Here is a 16514-nt window from a genome sequence, read left to right on the forward strand (position 1 = left end):
TTCTGCGTTTAAACCCGGTTTGGGTGAGGGTGTACATATGGCTGACGATAGGGCCGCGACAGGAGCGCGTTGGCTTCACGATCACCAATAATTTCCCGTTTTTTCGGGTCATAGATCAGAGGCCGACCTGTTTGCATCGACATATTGGCCAGAATACAACTAGCCGTTGAGATGTGGCCTTCTTCAATATCGGCCACTGGCTTCCCGCCTTTTTCGATGGCATCCAGAAAATTCAGCATATGCAGGCGAGTAGCTGGCGCGGCGTTGAGCTCAATTTTTGGGTTGGTTGGCTCGGTGAGGTCTTCGGGGTATTTTTCTTTTTCGTAGACCACATCCAGATGAATCTTCTTGCCTTTGGTCGGGCCTTTATCATCTTTCGGAATAAAATCGCACTGCATGGTACTGCCCCACAATGTGCCGTTTTCGCCATAAAGTGTAAACGACCACGGATAATCCGGATTAGCGGGGCCTCCCCAGGAGCGATGTTGCCAAACGCAGGTCAAATCATCATACTCAAACTGGGCCGACTGCGTATCGGATATGTTGGATTTGCCTTCTTTCTGCACATAAATTCCCCCGGTCGAGCTAATTCGGCTGGGCCATCCCAGTTTCAACATCCAGCGAACAGTATCGAACATATGCACGCACATATCGCCCACAATACCATTTCCGTATTCTGTGAAGGTTCGCCACCAGCGCACGTGGGGAATACCATCGTAGGGCCGTAGCGGGGCGGGGCCGGTCCACATATCGTAGTCAAAATAGTCAGGAACGGCCTGAACCGGAGGCGTTCCATTGGCACGCATCGGATAATAGCAGCACATCTCTACGTGCGACACCTTGCCGAGCAGCCCCGCATCGACAATATTTTTCTTGGCATCGATCAGATGAGGCGTGCTTTTTCGCTGGGTTCCCACCTGCACAACCCGGTTATATTTTCGGGCGGCGGCCACCATCGCTTCGCCTTCCATCACATCGACGCTGATTGGTTTTTGCACGTAGACGTGTGCCCCGGCTTTTATGGCATCAATCGTTTGAAGCGCATGCCAATGGTCGGGCGAACCTACCAGAATTATATCAAACTGGTTATCGGCCAGCATCTTGCGATAGTCTCCGTACAGTTTCGGTGTCTTACCTGATTTCTGGCGTTGGCTAACCAGCTTACCAGCATCGGCCAGCATATTTCTGTCGGGGTCGCAAAGGGCAACTACGTCAACGGGAGCTACCTGAATGAGGCGGAGCAAATCGCTTTTTCCGTACCAGCCTGTACCGATCAAGCCAACCCGATACGGATTTGCCCGGTAGATAATATCCATACCGCTTACCCCCAAAGTGGTGAGCGCGAGTGAGGCCGTGGCTCCTTGCAGGAAATGGCGGCGGTTGATGTTGAACGAATGCATTGATGCTACAAATTTCTGTTGGGCAACACGGCTTATGAAACTAATGGTGACAGCATGGTGAGTAAAAAAGACCTTACTGCTTCCTAATAGGGTAAACTGAAAAGGCGGTCTGATTTATCAATTACCCGTAAGCCGCTCATAAATGTTACCGGCTGGCCTGCCACCACCATCTATACCCTTTAATCGACCGAAATTGTCATGACCACAAAACGTATCAGCCTGTTTATTTTGATAAGCAGCCTTCTGCTCACATCATTTGTACGGCCCAAAGCCAGCATTGTCAAATCGGTTTTTGGTACGATGCCCGATGGGCGGGAAGTTTACCTCTTCACGCTGCGCAACGCGAAGGGAATGGAAGTGAAGCTGACCAATTATGGCGGTTATATTGTGTCGTGCACAGCGCCCGACAGAGAGGGAAAACAGGCGAATGTAGTGCTCGGCTTACCCACACTGGCCGATTACCTGAAAGGCAATCCCAACCTGGGACCAATTATTGGTCGGTACGGTAACCGAATTGCGAACGGAAAATTCACGCTCGATGGAACAGATTATACCCTTTTCACGAATCCGGCCGGCATTCATATTCACGGTGGACGAGTTGGTTTCGACAAAAAGCTGTGGAATGCGACGACCACAGATGGGGCCGAGCCGAGCCTGAAACTCCAGTATACCTCGCCCGATGGTGAAGAAAATTACCCCGGCAACTTAGCTGTTGACGTAACGTATACGTTGCAAAAAAACAATGCACTTCGCATCGACTACCGGGCTACTACCGACAAGCCAACGGTACTAAACCTAACCAATCATGCCTATTTCAACCTGAGCGGTATGAAAACCGACGTGATGACCAACGAAGTGATGATTAAAGCCGATCAGTATCTGACTACCGACAAAACTCAGATTCCTACCGGTGAGCTAAAACCCGTTGCCGGAACCCCCTTCGATTTTAGAAAGCCTACCCCTATCGGCACTCATATCAACGACACCACCGATACCCAAATCCGATACGGCCGGGGATATGATCATTGCTGGGCATTTACCGATCAATCGGCCCGGCTGAAACTGGGCGCTACAGTGTATGAACCCAACAGTGGCCGTTTAATGGAAGTGTATACCACCGAGCCGGGCGTGCAGTTGTATACGGCCAACCACCTGAATGGCAGAATTCGTGGACCTGAAGGTGTAGCGTATACCCGGCGGTTTGCCCTTTGCCTGGAAACCCAGCACTTCCCTGATTCGCCCAACCACCCCAACTTTCCGACTACTACCCTACGACCGGGAGCAACGTACCTGAGCACAACCGTTTATGCCTTTAAAGTGCGCTAACAGCTTCGTGAGTTACGGCCTTTCAGATACGTTAAACGGGTACATTTACATCACTTTGCGGTAAAAAAGACACTTTCTGCAATCTAAATGAGGAACAATAGCGTTAATAGCCTACGATTTACTACTTGAGGCTATGAAAAATCCTTTTCCAGCACTGATTGCCTATATTCTGATCCAAACGGTTCTCATCTACCCGGTGGCTACGTCTGCTGTGGTTGGCGTGATTATGCTAGTGGGTTGGGCAATGGCGCTGAATGAATTGTTCAGCCTGGAAAGTTCTGACGAACTCCCCGAAGTTGCCTAGACGAGTACATTGCTGATAATCTGCCAAACAGATTTACGCATATCGACTGAGTTCCGCCCTGCTTACCAACCATTTTGCCTAGATAACAAAACACAAAAAAGCCAGTCATTTTAATGACTGGCTTTTAATTTGGTGGGGATTGACGGGCTCGAACCGCCGACCCTCTCGGTGTAAACGAGATGCTCTGAACCAACTGAGCTAAACCCCCTTTTCCGTTTTGGTGATGCAAAGATAGGGGTCTAAAAGGCCTTTTTGCAAGCCCTGAGCCAAAAAAAGGTTAACTTTTTTACAAATGACTGGCTTTCAGGTACGTTGCAAAAGACAAGTACGCTACTCGAAATTGAGGTAGATCGTTACCGCGTGCGTACTGAGCCGTTGAATACCCGCGCTCGATGTACCCGTGGCCCCGCCCTTAAACGAGTTCGGAATGCCGTGGGAGAAACGAAGTTCAGGGGCAAACTTGAAAAACTGAAAAAACTGCTCGAAACCGATACCGTATTCAACGCTAAGATCAGTGGTGCTCGTGTTCAATCGTCCCTGACTGAGCGCTTGGCGGCGACGTACGTTCGTTTCAACGCCCAGCGATGCACCGGCCAGCAGATACATACGGGAGTTGACCCGCCGCGCCGATTTATACTTGATCAGGAAAGGCAATTCAACCCAGGTCGATTCCCGAAGATCTGATTTGTCTTCGCCACTGGCCATCGCATAATTGACCGACCGTGAATAGATCGACACGCCCGGATTAGATCGAAAATCAAAATTCTCGTTCATGAATGCATTGAACGTGAACCCTACCCGGAACCCGGTATTGTTGGGAGAGGTGATGCGCAGCGTAGGGTCAGCGGGATCGAGAAAGGCGGGGCTGTAGGTAACGTTGTACCGAGTAAATGGCAGAGCGTAGTAAAAGCCGAAGTGAATCAGCTTGTCGTCGTAATCTTCCTTATGCTTACGAATGTATTTGTAGGTCGACTGTGCTGCCGCTGCCTGCGCGAGCAACAGCAGCAGAATAACTAGTGCACCTGCGTGGATGCGGCAGGCTTTTGACCAATATAAATCGACGCGATGCCGAACGAGAGTGGAATCCATTTAGTGTTGCGAAAACCGGCTTCTTCAAAAACCCGGATAAAATCGGGGCCATCCGGAAAAGCCCGCATTGATTCGTTGAGGTACTCGTAGGCCGAAGTGTCTTTACTCACCATCTTACCAAAGAAAGGCACTACGCGGGCCGTATACACGTCGTAGAACTGCCGGAAAGGAAACGTGCGCGGTTTCGAGAATTCGAGCACCATACACACCCCACCCGGACGAACCACGCGCTGCATATCGGTTAAACCGGCCAGCAGGTTTTCGAAGTTACGTACCCCAAACGAAACGATGGCGGCATCGAATTCATTGTCTGTGAAGGGTAAACCCTGCGAATCGCCCGATCGCATCTCGATGATCTGATCAACGCCTCGCTCTTTCATCTTCTGCCGTCCAACAGCCAGCATCCCTTCCGAAATGTCGACACCAACGATTTTATCGGGTTTTAGCGCCAGTGCTTCGATGGCCAGGTCACCGGTACCTGTGGCAATATCGAGAATATATTTCGGGGCAAACGGCTTCAGCAGCCGAATGGCCTTCTTCCGCCACAGAATGTCGATTCCCGCACTCAGAAAGTGATTCAGGAAATCATACTTCGGCGCAATGGTATCAAACATTTCGCCCACCTGCTCACGCTTGCTGGTGGATTTGTCTTTGTAGGGAAGAACGGCCATTTTTCAGTTAACAGTTAACAGTTACCAGTTAACAGTGAGCAGTTATCAGCGTTGCTCAGGTACGTTAAGCTGGCAGCGCTGATAACTGCTCACTGTTAACTGGTAACTGAAAAGCTAACCGGCTGTTCTGGTGGAAAGTTTCGGCAGTACGGCCCGTGTCCGCATTGCATTGGCTATACTTGCTGCTTATTTACAACCTGCTGCTATGACTCGCTCTCCGTTTTTGTTTTCGTTGTTCATTATGTCGTTCACTGCGGCCTTTGCCCAATCGCCCGTAGATTCGAAAACGACCCGGCTCCACCAGCGTATTCTTACGCTAGATACCCACGCCGATGCGCCCACGATGTTGCAGAAAGAGGGGTTCGATGTAGGCATTACGCACGATACGAAGCGAGATAATTCACAAATCGATTTCCCGCGCATGAAGCAGGGCGGCATGGATGCTATGTTCTTCGCTGTGTACCTGCCACAGGGTCAACGTACGCCCGAGGGTCACGCCGAGGCCAAACGCAATGCGCTGAACCAATTCAGACTCATTCATGAGGCACTGAAAAAATACCCCGACGCCGCCGAACTAGCCACGTCGCCCGCCGACGCCTACCGGATTGAAAAAGCAGGGAAACGGGCTATTTTTATTGGTATAGAAAACGGGTACCCTATTGGCGAAGACCTCTCGATGGTGAAAGCGTATTATGACCTCGGTTGCAGGTACGTTACCCTTTCCCACTTCGCCAATAACGCCATCTGCGATTCGTCGACCGACCCGGATGGGCCGTTGCACAATGGTCTAAGTGCGTTTGGCAGGCAAGTAGTGGCCGAAATGAACCGGCTGGGCATTATGATCGACATATCACATACGTCAGACAAAACATTTTACGACGTGCTGGCCCTGACCAAAACACCCGTTATTGCCTCGCATTCGAACTGCCGCGCCCTCTGCGATTTTCCGCGCAATATGACCGACGACATGATTCGGGCGGTAGCAAAGAACGGGGGCGTTATTCAGGTCAACTTCGTGAGTGATTACCTGCGCAAACCATCAGAAGAGTACCGGCAGGCGCTCACCAAAATGAGGATGGCCAATGTAGGGCGCGTGTCTTCTCCCGAGCAGGCCGCCCGGCAACAGGCCCGTACCGACTCAGTGAAGCAGGTATATCGAAACGAACGGGCAAGTCTTGCCGATATCGTTAATCACATTGACCATATCGTGAAAATTGCCGGCATCGACCACGTTGGAATCGGGTCTGATTTTGATGGCGGAGGAGGTGTTAACGGACTAGAAGACGTTAGCGAGATAGCCAATCTGACGGCCGCTCTGAAGAGTCGGGGTTATTCCGATAAAGCCATAACCAAAATCTGGGGCGGCAACCTGCTACGCGTCATGAGCAAACAACAGCCTGCTAAATGAGACAATCAATCAACCATTGGAGTTGCTCTTTCAATGAACCGCACAAGACCTTTCCATTAAAACTTTACGGTACGCATATTCATTCCACTCAATCTGCGTTTCAATCAAACTACCAACCGTTCTGGATTCGTCAAGACCCTAATCTCGTTGATGCAGGCAACTTGGGTAGGGTACGCCTTGACGAGCCAAACCGACTAGTTGGCACTACCAGTTGCCAAACAGCCGCATAGTTATTTCTCTTCAGCAACTACTTAATTTATTTTACAGCAGATGGAACCTCAGATTGGACCGGATTTTGTATTGAATACCCTGCCATGTTAATGTATTTAAGCGCCGTGAGCGCACAGAATGTCATTATACAACCAATTTGCATAGCTACTGGGCATATTTTATAATACTTAAGTATTATAACTTAGTTAGAATCAAAAGTAGCTTGCAGGGTTTTGAATTAATTAATTCAGCCTCAACAAGTGTTTTTTTTAATAAGGGAGGTTGAAGTGGCTAGCCGTAAATCATTACCAACAGCCAAACGCGATTACCCTGTTAGTAGCTGCTTGACAGCTAAAATGGCAATATCCGGCGCAGGTTCCTTACTTTTGCTGTAATCATTCCTTCATTTATCTCTATTAAGTAATTACAGTATGAATCCACGCCGTAATCTGACCGTATGGCTGACCGACAGGGTCACTTCCGTCCGAACGGCACACCCACGCAGTAGACAGGCCTTTAAAAATTCGGTGGCCAGCGTACTTGTGAAAGGCGGCAACATCGTGCTTTCGTTTATTCTGGTTCGCATCACGCTCGGTTTACTTCAAGACGAAAAGTACGGCATCTGGACGGCGATCAGTTCGCTGGTTACTTTTGCTTCCTTTTTTGATATCGGTCTGGGCAATGGGTTACGCAATCGGTTGGCCGAGTCGGTAGCGCAGGATGATCATGAGACCGGACGTACCTACATCAGCACAGCCTACGTCTTATTTGCGGGTATTCAGTTAGCATTGCTGTTAATCGCCTGTGTAGCTATTTATCTGGTCGATTGGAAATACGTGCTCAACGTGCGTTTATCCAACTCATACGTGAGTTTGCTTGTGCTGGTTACGCTGGCGGGTTTCTGCCTGAAAATCCTGCTCGATACGGTGTCATATGTGTTGCTGGCACTTCAGAAAACAGCTTTATCGAATACGATTTACTTGATTATTAACCTGGGCTTGGTGGCCGGTATTTGGTTATTAGGTCTCGGCCACTACAATAATTTGCTATCAGTATCAATCATGTCGGCTGTTGTGCCAGTGGTTGTACTCATTGGGTTTAGCCTCTATTACTATCAGGGACAGCTACGCGAATATGCCCCGTCGTTGAAGTCAATCGATTTCAATGTACGCCCTCAACTCATGAGCCTGGGCTTAAAATTTTTCATTATTCAGTTAGCGGGGGTTGTTATCTTTTATACCGACAACGTCTTGATTTCGAAGCTTTTTGGCCCAAAATCGGTAACCGAGTACAGTGTCGTTTTCCGGTATTACAATGCCATCAATTCGTTCTTTTTTGTCATCATTTCACCATTCTGGTCTGCATTCACAGAGGCCTACGCGAAAAACGAACTGGGGTGGGTGAAGACCTCCTACTCTCGCCTGAAACGCAGTTGGCTGGTCATCTTTATGGCTATCGTTGTAATGCTGCTGGTTTCTACGAAAGTATATGAAATCTGGCTAGGGCCAACTTTCAAAACGTCGTGGTCGTTAAACGTGCTCATGGCCTGTTTTGTCCTGGTTTCCTGCTGGAACAATATAACGGTAACGGTTATCAACGGCTTTGGGAAGGTCAAGATGCAGCTTTTCACAGCTATGGCTGGTGCTATTATTAACATTCCCCTCTGCGTATATCTGGGCCGAACACTGAATATGGGCAATCAGGGAATCATTGTTGCCTCTATCATCTCGCTGCTGCTTGGCACGGTACTCGGCACCATTCAGGCCGATAAACTGGTATCAAGAAAAGCAGAAGGAATTTGGGCAGAGTAAGCTGTAATTAGCTGTATTGAACGAGTATAAATTACCATGCTTGTGGCCGGATGGCGAAACTTTCAACGCCACTTTACGTTAGGCAAGCAAAGCAATACTGCCCATGAAATCAATGCTGGCAATTTTACTGGTTCATCTAATGCTCGGAAGCAGTTTGCTCCCCGGCTTTGGCATTGACCAGTCGGCCAGATGGGTTGAGTTAGCCAATCATTATCAACAGCATCGCCAAACCGACGCTGCGCTGGGTTTTCTGTCGTTTCTGATGATGCATTACGATGCCAGTTCCGACCATCAGAAACACCCTACTCACAATCACCATAATCTTCCTTCGGCAGGACAATCACTATCGATTTCTACGCCCAACCCACTCCGCCTCGATGCAACGTCGCTGTCGCTGTCGGTTATTTCTGTGGCCAGAGCCACATTCTTTCAGAAGGCTGATCTCTACGCCTTCACTGCGATTCGCTCGCTAATCAATCCCCCTCGACGGTAGACCTTCGTGCCCAACAGGGCGAAGTGCGTTTACTCAAAAGCTTATTGTTCAGCAACTAGCGCCTGAAGTCCTGCATAACGGGCTTTGGCTCGGTTTGCTTGCTGGCCATTGATCCATTCCTACGTTCATGCTGAATGCCATTATTAAGTTCTCTATCGAGAACAAACTCATTGTCGGCCTTTTTACGCTGGCGCTGATCATGTGGGGCGGCTGGTCGGCAACCCAATTGCCGATTGATGCCGTACCCGACATCACCAACAATCAGGTACAGGTTATTACCAGTAGCCCTTCGCTGGCGGCTGAAGATATAGAGCGCCTTGTCACGTTCCCGATTGAAGTGAGCCTGTCCAACATCCCGAACATTACGGAGTTGCGTTCGTTTTCGCGTTTTGGCCTGTCCATTGTAACGGTCGTCTTTACCGATGAAACAGACGTATACTGGGCGCGTCAGCAAATTGCCGAACGCCTTCAGAACGTGATGAGCCAGATCCCTCCGGGCATTGGTACGCCCGTGATGGCTCCCGTAACTACCGGCCTTGGCGAAATATTTCAATATACAATAGCCACAAAAAAAGGCTACGAAAGCAAATACACCCTCACCGATCTACGCACTATTCAGGATTGGACAATCCGGCGTGGGCTGTTGGGTACGCCCGGCGTAGCCGATGTCAGCGGATTTGGCGGATTACTGAAACAGTACGAAATCGCCATTGATCCTGACCGGCTCAAGAGTGTAGGCATTACTATTTCGGACCTGTTCCGCGCGTTGGAGCAGAACAACCAGAACACCGGAGGGGCCTATATCGATAAAAAGCCCAATGCCTACTTTATTCGTTCTGATGGGCTTATCAGCTCACCCGATGACATTGCCAACATTGTAGTTCAAGTAAAAAATGATCATACAGGCCAGTCGGGAACGCCCGTTCGGGTACGTGACGTAGCCACGGTTCGTATCGGTTCTTCTGTTCGATACGGAGCTATTACCCGTAATGGTACAGGCGAAACGGTTGGCGCTATTGTTATGATGATTAAGGGCGAAAACTCGTCGGCGGTGATCAAACGCGTTAAAACAAAAATTGCGGAGATTCAGAAAACGCTGCCTGAGGGTGTAGAAATCATTCCGTTTTTAGACCGGACAAAGATGGTAAATAGCGCCATTGGCACTGTAGAGCGCAATTTGTTGGAAGGAGCACTCATCGTAATTTTCGTCTTGGTGCTACTGTTGGGAAATTTTCGGGCCGGTTTTGTCGTGGCCTCCGTTATTCCATTGGCGTTGCTGTTTGCCGTTGCCATGATGAACCTGTTTGGGGTGTCGGGCAACCTGATGAGCCTTGGAGCCATTGATTTTGGCCTGATCGTCGATGGAGCCGTCATCATTGTAGAAGCCACTATGCACCACTTGCAGCGTGGGCAGGGCAACCTCGGGGCCGAGGGAACAGGACAGGTCGGGCTTCGTACGCAGACAGAGATGGACAACGAAGTATTTGGGGCAGCTAGCCGGATACGGTCGTCGGCGGCCTTTGGTGAAATCATCATTCTGATCGTTTATCTGCCCATTTTGGCCCTTTCGGGCATCGAAGGCAAAATGTTCAAACCCATGGCTCTTACCGTAGCATTTGCCATTCTGGGTGCCTTCATTCTCTCGCTGACCTACGTACCCATGATTTCGGCCTTATTTCTGAGCAAAAAACGTACGCACAAAGAGACCTTCTCCGATAAATTGATGCGTCGTATTTTCAGGGTCTACGAGCCTATTCTGCTTCGTTCGCTGCAATACCGAACACTGATTCTGGGGGCGGCACTGCTTTTACTCGTTGCTGCTATTTTTACCTTTTCCCGAATGGGAGGCGAGTTTATTCCGCAACTCGATGAAGGAGACTTTGCCGTTGATACCCGCACCCTGACCGGAAGCTCTTTGAGCGAAACTGTTGATGCTACGCTGAAAGGCGAGCGCATTCTGTTACAGCAGTTTCCCGAAGTAGAGCAGGTGGTTGCCAAGATCGGTTCAGGCGAGATTCCTACCGATCCGATGCCTATTGAAGCCGCCGATATGATGGTTATTCTGAAACCCAGAGATCAGTGGACATCAGCAAGTACCCGCGATGAACTGGCCGAAAAAATGGCCGAAGCCCTCTCAGTGGTACCCGGCGTTACCTTCGGTTTTCAACAACCTGTTCAAATGCGTTTCAACGAACTGATGACTGGTGCCCGCCAGGATGTAGCCCTGAAAATTTATGGCGAAGACCTCGGCGAACTCGAACGGTTGGCGAATGAGATCGGTCGATTAGTTCGACAAACCGGAGGGGCGGCTGATCTGTATATCGAGCAGGTAGCGGGCTTATCACAAATACTGATCAAACTCGACCGCAATGCACTCGCCAAGTATGGCCTTAATGTAGCTGACGTCAATCAAACCATCAATACGGCCTTTGCCGGACAATCAGCAGGGCTAGTGTTTGAGGGCGAAAAACGATTTGATCTGGTGTTACGGCTGGCCGAAGAAAAAAGAAAGTCAGTTGATGACATTCGAAATGTATACATATCAACACCCAACGGCGAGCAAATTCCACTGGGACAGATTGCCCAGGTACGTGTTGACCAATCGCCCAATCAGATTCAGCGCGACCAGACACGGCGGCGTATCACGGTGGGTTTCAACGTGCGCGGGCGTGATGTAGAGAGCATCGTGGCTGAACTTCAATTAAAGGTAGATCAGCGAATTAAGCTACCGGCAGGCTATTCGGTCACCTATGGCGGGGCATTTCAAAATCTGGTAGAAGCCAAACAACGCCTCGGCATTGCCGTTCCGATTGCGCTGGGCCTCATTTTCGCCCTGTTATTTTTCACTTTCGGTTCTATCCGCCAAAGCCTCCTGATATTTATGGCCATTCCGCTGGCAGCCATTGGTGGAGTATTTGCCCTGGTGCTGCGCGATATGCCGTTCAGTATTTCGGCGGGTGTAGGGTTCATTGCCCTCTTCGGAGTAGCCGTACTCAATGGCATTGTGTTAATTGCTGAATTTAATCGACTTCGGCACGAAGAAGGAATAACTGATATGAACGAGATTATTCGACAAGGGACCGAAATTCGACTTCGTCCCGTTATTATGACCGCGCTGGTTGCCTCCTTTGGTTTTATACCGATGGCTATTTCCAATTCGGCAGGGGCCGAAGTACAAAAGCCACTGGCCACCGTTGTTATTGGTGGCCTGCTGACCGCCACGCTGCTAACCCTGATCGTGTTGCCTATTTTATATTCTTTGTTTGAACAAAAATCGCTTAATCGAGAGCGGGCAATACATAGAGGTAAAGAAACGAGTGGTAACGTACCTACGGCCATAATCGTACTATTGCTACTACTGGGCACCAGCAGCATTTGGGCACAAACCCCTCAACTACAAACCATTACGCTCGATCAGGCTCTGCAACAGGTAAGTAGTCGGAATGCACAACTACAGCTCGGCAACCTGGGTATCACCCGGCAGCAAGCCTTGCGTCCGACAGCCTATGACGCCGGTCGCCTGTCGGCCAGCGTATTACTGGGACAATACAACAGCCGCCGTTTCGATAATAATCTGACCGTATCACACACTATTCCAAACCCGCTGCTAACGCGTCGGCTGGCTCAGTTGAATGACCAAACCGTGGCTGGCCAGCAGGCAACGCTTGCCGTAACGCTCAACGATTTACGCTATCAGGTAAAGGCCGCCTACTATGAATTAGCCTACCTGCATCAGCGTCGTCGACTGTACTTACGACAAGATACCCTGCTCAGCGAGTTTGTGCAGGCCGCTACGCTACGGGTGAAAACGGGAGAAACAGGGAGTCTGGAGAAAATTACGGCAGAAAGCCAGTTAGCTGACCAACGAGTCAGGCTTGCGCAACTCAACGCCGATTTGCTTGCCACCCGAACACGCCTGAAGCTACTACTATATAGCCCAGATCTTCCCGATGTCAGCGAACAGCCACTACTCAGGCTTACCCTCCCCTATGCCACCGACAGCCTGCAACTGTTAACTCAGCCTGCAGTAGCCACCCGGCATCCGCAGGTACGTTTGCTGGAACAACAGGTTGTGGTAGCCGAGCAAACCCGGCTGGTTGAGCAAGCCCGACTCCGCCCTGATTTTACCGTTGGTCTGTTCTCTCAAACGCTGATTGGCAACCAACTCATCAACGGACAGGAGCTTTACTTCGGCCCCGGTTCCCGTTTCACCGGCGGACAACTAGGCGTTACCTTCCCGCTGATCGGTAAGGCGCAAAAAGCCCGAATCGAAGCGGCGCGTATAGGTGAGCAAATGGCGCAGACCGAATTGCAGACAGGCCAATTCTCGCTGAATCAGCAACTACAACAAGCAGTAGGCCAGTACAATACCTATAAAAATGCGCTAATTTACTATGAGCAGAATGGGTTATCGCAGGCTCAATTGATACAAACCAATGCCCGTCTGGCTTTTCGGGGGGGCGATATTGGGTACGTTGAATTCTCGCTCGCACTCCAACAGGCACTCACAATCCGCTCGTCGTACGTCGACTTGCTCAACCAGCATAACCAATCGGTTCTTTACATCACCTACCTACTCGGTAATCAGTAATACCCCATATGCCATTCATAACAACATCTTTTGTGGGTAAACTGCCTGCTCATGTGCAGTCATTCCTGTTTATTTCAGGCCTCTGCTTCTCTATCCTGGCCTGCTCATCGGCCAACAAAACCGGTGATACTGAACCAGCCAACACCGAAACTCCCGCGACTCAGGACAGTAGCTCTACCGGTGAAGTACGCGTTTCTCTGACCCAGGCTCAGTATTCGGTAGCCGATATAAAGCTGGGAGAGCCAACAAATCGGGCCCTCAGCACGGTACTGAAAGCCAATGGTGCCATCGACGTACCTGCCTCCAATCGGGTGTCGGTCTCTGTTCCTTTTGGTGGATACATTCGCAAAATTGACCTCGAACCAGGTATGCGGATCACCAAAGGACAAACCCTGGTTGTGCTCGAAAATCCCGATTATATTCAACTGCAACAGGATTATCTGGATACCAAGGCTAAACTAGACTATGCCGATCTTGATTATGCCCGGCAAGAAGAACTGAGTCGGGAAAACGTTGGCGCGCTGAAAACATTTCAGCAAACCCGCTCTACCCGCCAAAGTCTACAAACGCAGTTGGCAGCGGCGGCACAACGGCTGGCTATGCTCCGCATCAACCCCGCCACACTTACCCCCGCCCGGATGACCCGCACCATCAGTATACCCGCACCAACATCGGGCTATATCACAAACGTACCGGTCAACGCGGGCCGCTTCGTCAACCCATCAGATGTCCTGGCCGAAATTACCAATATGGAGCATTTGCATGTACGACTCAATATTTTCGAAAAAGACATTAATCAGATTCGATTGGGGCAACAGGTTAAGTTTGCCATGGGAAGCGACGCCTCGCCCATACATCAGGCCGACATTTTCCTGATTGGCAAATCGATTTCGGCCGACCGTACCATCGAAGTACTTGCTCACCCAAAAGAACTGAAACCTATTTTCATTCCGGGTGGGTACGTTACTGCCCACATCGATGTAAAAACGCAGTCGTTATCCACGTTGCCCGAATCGGCAGTTATCGAGTTTAGCGGAAAGCAATACGTGTATATACTGGAGAAGAAACAAGGTCAGCCAGTTGTTTATCAGTTTCGCCAGATTGACGTTCGTACCGGTGTGCGCGAAAACGGATTTGTGGCCGTGATCCTCCCGTCTAGTATCAATACAGCCCAAACGCCCGTTGTGATCAGCGGTGGTTACAGCCTGCTCAGCAAGTTGAATAACAGCGAAGAAGAATAACGACAACGACCTTAGGCAACCAAAAAAGGGCTATTCCTGTATAGGAATGGCCCTTTTTTGGTTGCCTAAGGTCGATTAGTGTTTGAACACTTTTATCTGATATACATATCCCTGCATCTGCTTGATCTGTTGCTTTCGCGACAAACGAGCCATGCGGCTCTTCCGATTTATAGCGAGTGGATCACCCTTCAATGAGTCGGGCGGAATGGCGTTCAGCGCATTGAGAAGCACACTGGTTTTGACAGCAAATGTGGCGTTTTCTGACGTGATTTGCTTAGCCGTAATAATCCCGATTATATTTCCTTTCTCATCGAGCAAGGGGCCACCGGAGTTGCCTGGATTTACACTGATGGCCACCTGATAGGCTGCCGAATCGCCTCTGAATCCGGTACCTGAACTTAGGTATCCTTCACCATATACAATCTCTTCGCGTGGATATCCCAGAGTATATACGCGCTCACCAAGCTCCGATTTGTGTGGCTCGAAACCATACGGAACAGGGGCTTGAACGTGAAATGCCGTGTCTTGTCCAATAGAAAGAATAGCCAAATCGTTTTGCGGATCAGCATGCACGATCCGGGCTTTGTACACCACGCCCTGCTGACTTTGTACGTATACTGAGTCGGCTCCCTGAATGATGTGGTTATTGGTCACCATAAACCCGGAAGACGTCAGTAAAAAGCCGGAACCAGCTACCTGACCGGGATTTTGCTGAAATACCCGTCCACGGCCACTCAGGTTGTTAAGCAGTTTATTTTGCGTTTGCTGAATAACTGCCAGATTCCGCATCATCATGCCATACTGCTGCTCCTGCTTATGACTGTTCTGGTACGAACGATACATGATAATGGTAGCAAACGTAGTCATGATGGCTACGGCCGCCGCAATGGCCAATGTAGACCGATGCGCCTGCCACCAGGCACGTACCTGAACACGCGGTTCAACAGCGGCATGATCCAGTAGCGAATCTGCTTCCAGTTGTTGATGAACCTGGTTCAATTTCTCACGAAATTCCAATCGCCGACCATAGGCCTGCAACATGGTTTCGATAGGTTCCTGTTTTCCTGCGTCCATACTATTCGGTGTCTTTATAGCTTGCAAAAAATAAGCGCTTCAGCCGCGTCAGACATTTATACTTCTGCGTCTTGGCGTTATCCGTATTCGTGTATCCAAATTTTTCGGTGATGTCCTGCATCGAAAAATGACGGATGTAAAAATCTTCCAGTAATGTCCGACAGGGTTCGCCCAATTGGGTTAACGATTCGGCCATTTGCTCAAACTGTTGATCGCGCCGCTGATGATCGGCCAGATCTTCGGTAATCGATTCGGCCGGCTCGGTATCAAACTGACTCGCCCGAATCAACGGTGACCTACCCCGCTGCGCTAGTTGTTTCAACCACAAACGTCGGGCCACCGCATAAATAAATGTCTTAAGCTGGCAATTCAACTCAAAATCACCGGCCGATACTTTCTCAAAGAGTACGATCAACGTCTCCTGATAAATGTCTTTGGCGTCATCTGTAGACCCGCTGTTGTTTATTACCAACTGCGAGATCATCGGGTAGTGTTGTCGATACAATTGGCTCAATGCCTGGTCAGACCCTTCGGCCAACCCTATCAACAGGGCTTCATCTGTCGACAACCCCCGCGTGGCTTCCCTCATACACTGCTTACTGATTAATACCGAATGGGTTAGTTGGTAACCCAAAAAAAAGATAAATATTTTTCAAAAACGTGGGTTACCTTCTTTAGTCTATCGTATTAAGGTATGGAAAGTTAACCAATAACACTTAAACACATAAAATCATGAAAGGCTTCGCAAAATCAGCTCTGTTCGTAATGTCAGTTGTAGCTCTGGCTACTGCCTGTGAATCAAAGAAAACTGAGACCACTGAGACTACTACTACTACTACGGACACAACCATGACTATGTCTAGCGACACTAGCGCCATGGCTACCGACACTACGAT

At 49.6% G+C, this 16514-nt stretch carries 12 protein-coding genes and 1 tRNA gene; 7 read left to right on the forward strand and 6 right to left on the reverse strand.

Going from position 1 to position 16514, the window contains the following annotated elements; translation table 11 throughout:
• Positions 1-8: 8 nt before the first annotated feature.
• Positions 9-1400 (reverse strand): Gfo/Idh/MocA family protein, encoded by a 1392-nt coding sequence (locus ACAW87_RS24345; protein WP_370726264.1) that lies wholly within the window; start codon positions 1398-1400, stop codon positions 9-11.
• Between the two features lie 198 nt (positions 1401-1598).
• On the opposite strand from ACAW87_RS24345, the gene ACAW87_RS24350 reads away from it, so the two are divergent.
• Both ACAW87_RS24350 and ACAW87_RS24355 read left to right on the forward strand, forming a co-directional pair.
• The gene (locus tag ACAW87_RS24350) at positions 1599-2726 is read left to right on the forward strand and encodes an aldose epimerase family protein (protein ID WP_370726265.1); all 1128 of its coding nucleotides are present in this window, start codon (positions 1599-1601) and stop codon (positions 2724-2726) included.
• 133 nt (positions 2727-2859) lie between these two features.
• Positions 2860-3030, forward strand: coding sequence for a hypothetical protein (locus ACAW87_RS24355; protein ID WP_370726266.1), 171 nt, complete (start codon positions 2860-2862; stop codon positions 3028-3030).
• Between the two features lie 130 nt (positions 3031-3160).
• Here the strand turns inward: ACAW87_RS24355 and ACAW87_RS24360 are convergent.
• The 3 genes from ACAW87_RS24360 to ubiE form a co-directional block, all read right to left on the reverse strand.
• Positions 3161-3238: transfer RNA gene (locus ACAW87_RS24360), tRNA-Val, on the reverse strand.
• A 122-nt stretch (positions 3239-3360) separates the two neighbouring features.
• Entirely contained in the window at positions 3361-4119 is a 759-nt protein-coding gene (gene porT / locus ACAW87_RS24365) for a type IX secretion/gliding motility protein PorT/SprT (protein ID WP_370726267.1), read from the reverse strand.
• Positions 4044-4790 (reverse strand): bifunctional demethylmenaquinone methyltransferase/2-methoxy-6-polyprenyl-1,4-benzoquinol methylase UbiE, encoded by a 747-nt coding sequence (gene ubiE / locus ACAW87_RS24370; protein WP_370726268.1) that lies wholly within the window; start codon positions 4788-4790, stop codon positions 4044-4046. Before ubiE ends, porT begins: the two co-directional genes overlap by 76 nt.
• 241 nt (positions 4791-5031) lie before the next feature.
• Between ubiE and ACAW87_RS24375 the strand changes: the two genes are divergently transcribed.
• From ACAW87_RS24375 to ACAW87_RS24395, 5 genes are all read left to right on the forward strand, one after another.
• The gene (locus ACAW87_RS24375; RefSeq protein WP_370726306.1) at positions 5032-6198 is read left to right on the forward strand and encodes a dipeptidase; all 1167 of its coding nucleotides are present in this window, start codon (positions 5032-5034) and stop codon (positions 6196-6198) included.
• A 641-nt stretch (positions 6199-6839) separates the two neighbouring features.
• Complete coding sequence (locus ACAW87_RS24380) at positions 6840-8219, forward strand: lipopolysaccharide biosynthesis protein (protein ID WP_370726269.1); 1380 nt, start codon at positions 6840-6842, stop codon at positions 8217-8219.
• A 112-nt stretch (positions 8220-8331) separates the two neighbouring features.
• Positions 8332-8712, forward strand: a complete 381-nt coding sequence (locus tag ACAW87_RS24385) for a hypothetical protein (protein WP_370726271.1) — start codon at positions 8332-8334, stop codon at positions 8710-8712.
• A gap of 127 nt (positions 8713-8839) precedes the next feature.
• Positions 8840-13303 (forward strand): CusA/CzcA family heavy metal efflux RND transporter, encoded by a 4464-nt coding sequence (locus ACAW87_RS24390; protein ID WP_370726272.1) that lies wholly within the window; start codon positions 8840-8842, stop codon positions 13301-13303.
• Positions 13304-13311: 8 nt separating this feature from the next.
• The gene (locus ACAW87_RS24395; RefSeq protein ID WP_370726273.1) at positions 13312-14544 is read left to right on the forward strand and encodes an efflux RND transporter periplasmic adaptor subunit; all 1233 of its coding nucleotides are present in this window, start codon (positions 13312-13314) and stop codon (positions 14542-14544) included.
• 75 nt (positions 14545-14619) lie between these two features.
• On the opposite strand, the gene ACAW87_RS24400 is transcribed toward ACAW87_RS24395, so the two are convergent.
• Both ACAW87_RS24400 and ACAW87_RS24405 read right to left on the reverse strand, forming a co-directional pair.
• The gene (locus tag ACAW87_RS24400) at positions 14620-15618 is read right to left on the reverse strand and encodes a S1C family serine protease (protein WP_370726275.1); all 999 of its coding nucleotides are present in this window, start codon (positions 15616-15618) and stop codon (positions 14620-14622) included.
• A gap of 1 nt (position 15619) precedes the next feature.
• A complete protein-coding gene (locus ACAW87_RS24405; protein ID WP_370726276.1) occupies positions 15620-16207 on the reverse strand; it encodes an RNA polymerase sigma factor in 588 nt (195 codons plus the stop codon).
• Between the last annotated feature and the right edge of the window lie 307 nt (positions 16208-16514).

The organism is Fibrella aquatica, assembly GCF_041321135.1.
Taxonomy (GTDB): Bacteria; Bacteroidota; Bacteroidia; order Cytophagales; family Spirosomataceae; genus Fibrella; species Fibrella aquatica.

What these genes read in the sequence shown, in the direction of transcription:
- ACAW87_RS24345 (WP_370726264.1), bottom strand. Translation starts at nt 1,400, where the DNA reads ATGCATTCGTTCAACATCAACCGCCGCCATTTCCTGCAAGGAGCCACG.
- ACAW87_RS24350 (WP_370726265.1), top strand. Translation starts at nt 1,599, where the DNA reads ATGACCACAAAACGTATCAGCCTGTTTATTTTGATAAGCAGCCTTCTG.
- ACAW87_RS24355 (WP_370726266.1), top strand. Translation starts at nt 2,860, where the DNA reads ATGAAAAATCCTTTTCCAGCACTGATTGCCTATATTCTGATCCAAACG.
- porT (WP_370726267.1), bottom strand. Translation starts at nt 4,119, where the DNA reads ATGGATTCCACTCTCGTTCGGCATCGCGTCGATTTATATTGGTCAAAA.
- ubiE (WP_370726268.1), bottom strand. Translation starts at nt 4,790, where the DNA reads ATGGCCGTTCTTCCCTACAAAGACAAATCCACCAGCAAGCGTGAGCAG.
- ACAW87_RS24375 (WP_370726306.1), top strand. Translation starts at nt 5,032, where the DNA reads ATGTCGTTCACTGCGGCCTTTGCCCAATCGCCCGTAGATTCGAAAACG.
- ACAW87_RS24380 (WP_370726269.1), top strand. Translation starts at nt 6,840, where the DNA reads ATGAATCCACGCCGTAATCTGACCGTATGGCTGACCGACAGGGTCACT.
- ACAW87_RS24385 (WP_370726271.1), top strand. Translation starts at nt 8,332, where the DNA reads ATGCTGGCAATTTTACTGGTTCATCTAATGCTCGGAAGCAGTTTGCTC.
- ACAW87_RS24390 (WP_370726272.1), top strand. Translation starts at nt 8,840, where the DNA reads ATGCTGAATGCCATTATTAAGTTCTCTATCGAGAACAAACTCATTGTC.
- ACAW87_RS24395 (WP_370726273.1), top strand. Translation starts at nt 13,312, where the DNA reads ATGCCATTCATAACAACATCTTTTGTGGGTAAACTGCCTGCTCATGTG.
- ACAW87_RS24400 (WP_370726275.1), bottom strand. Translation starts at nt 15,618, where the DNA reads ATGGACGCAGGAAAACAGGAACCTATCGAAACCATGTTGCAGGCCTAT.
- ACAW87_RS24405 (WP_370726276.1), bottom strand. Translation starts at nt 16,207, where the DNA reads ATGAGGGAAGCCACGCGGGGGTTGTCGACAGATGAAGCCCTGTTGATA.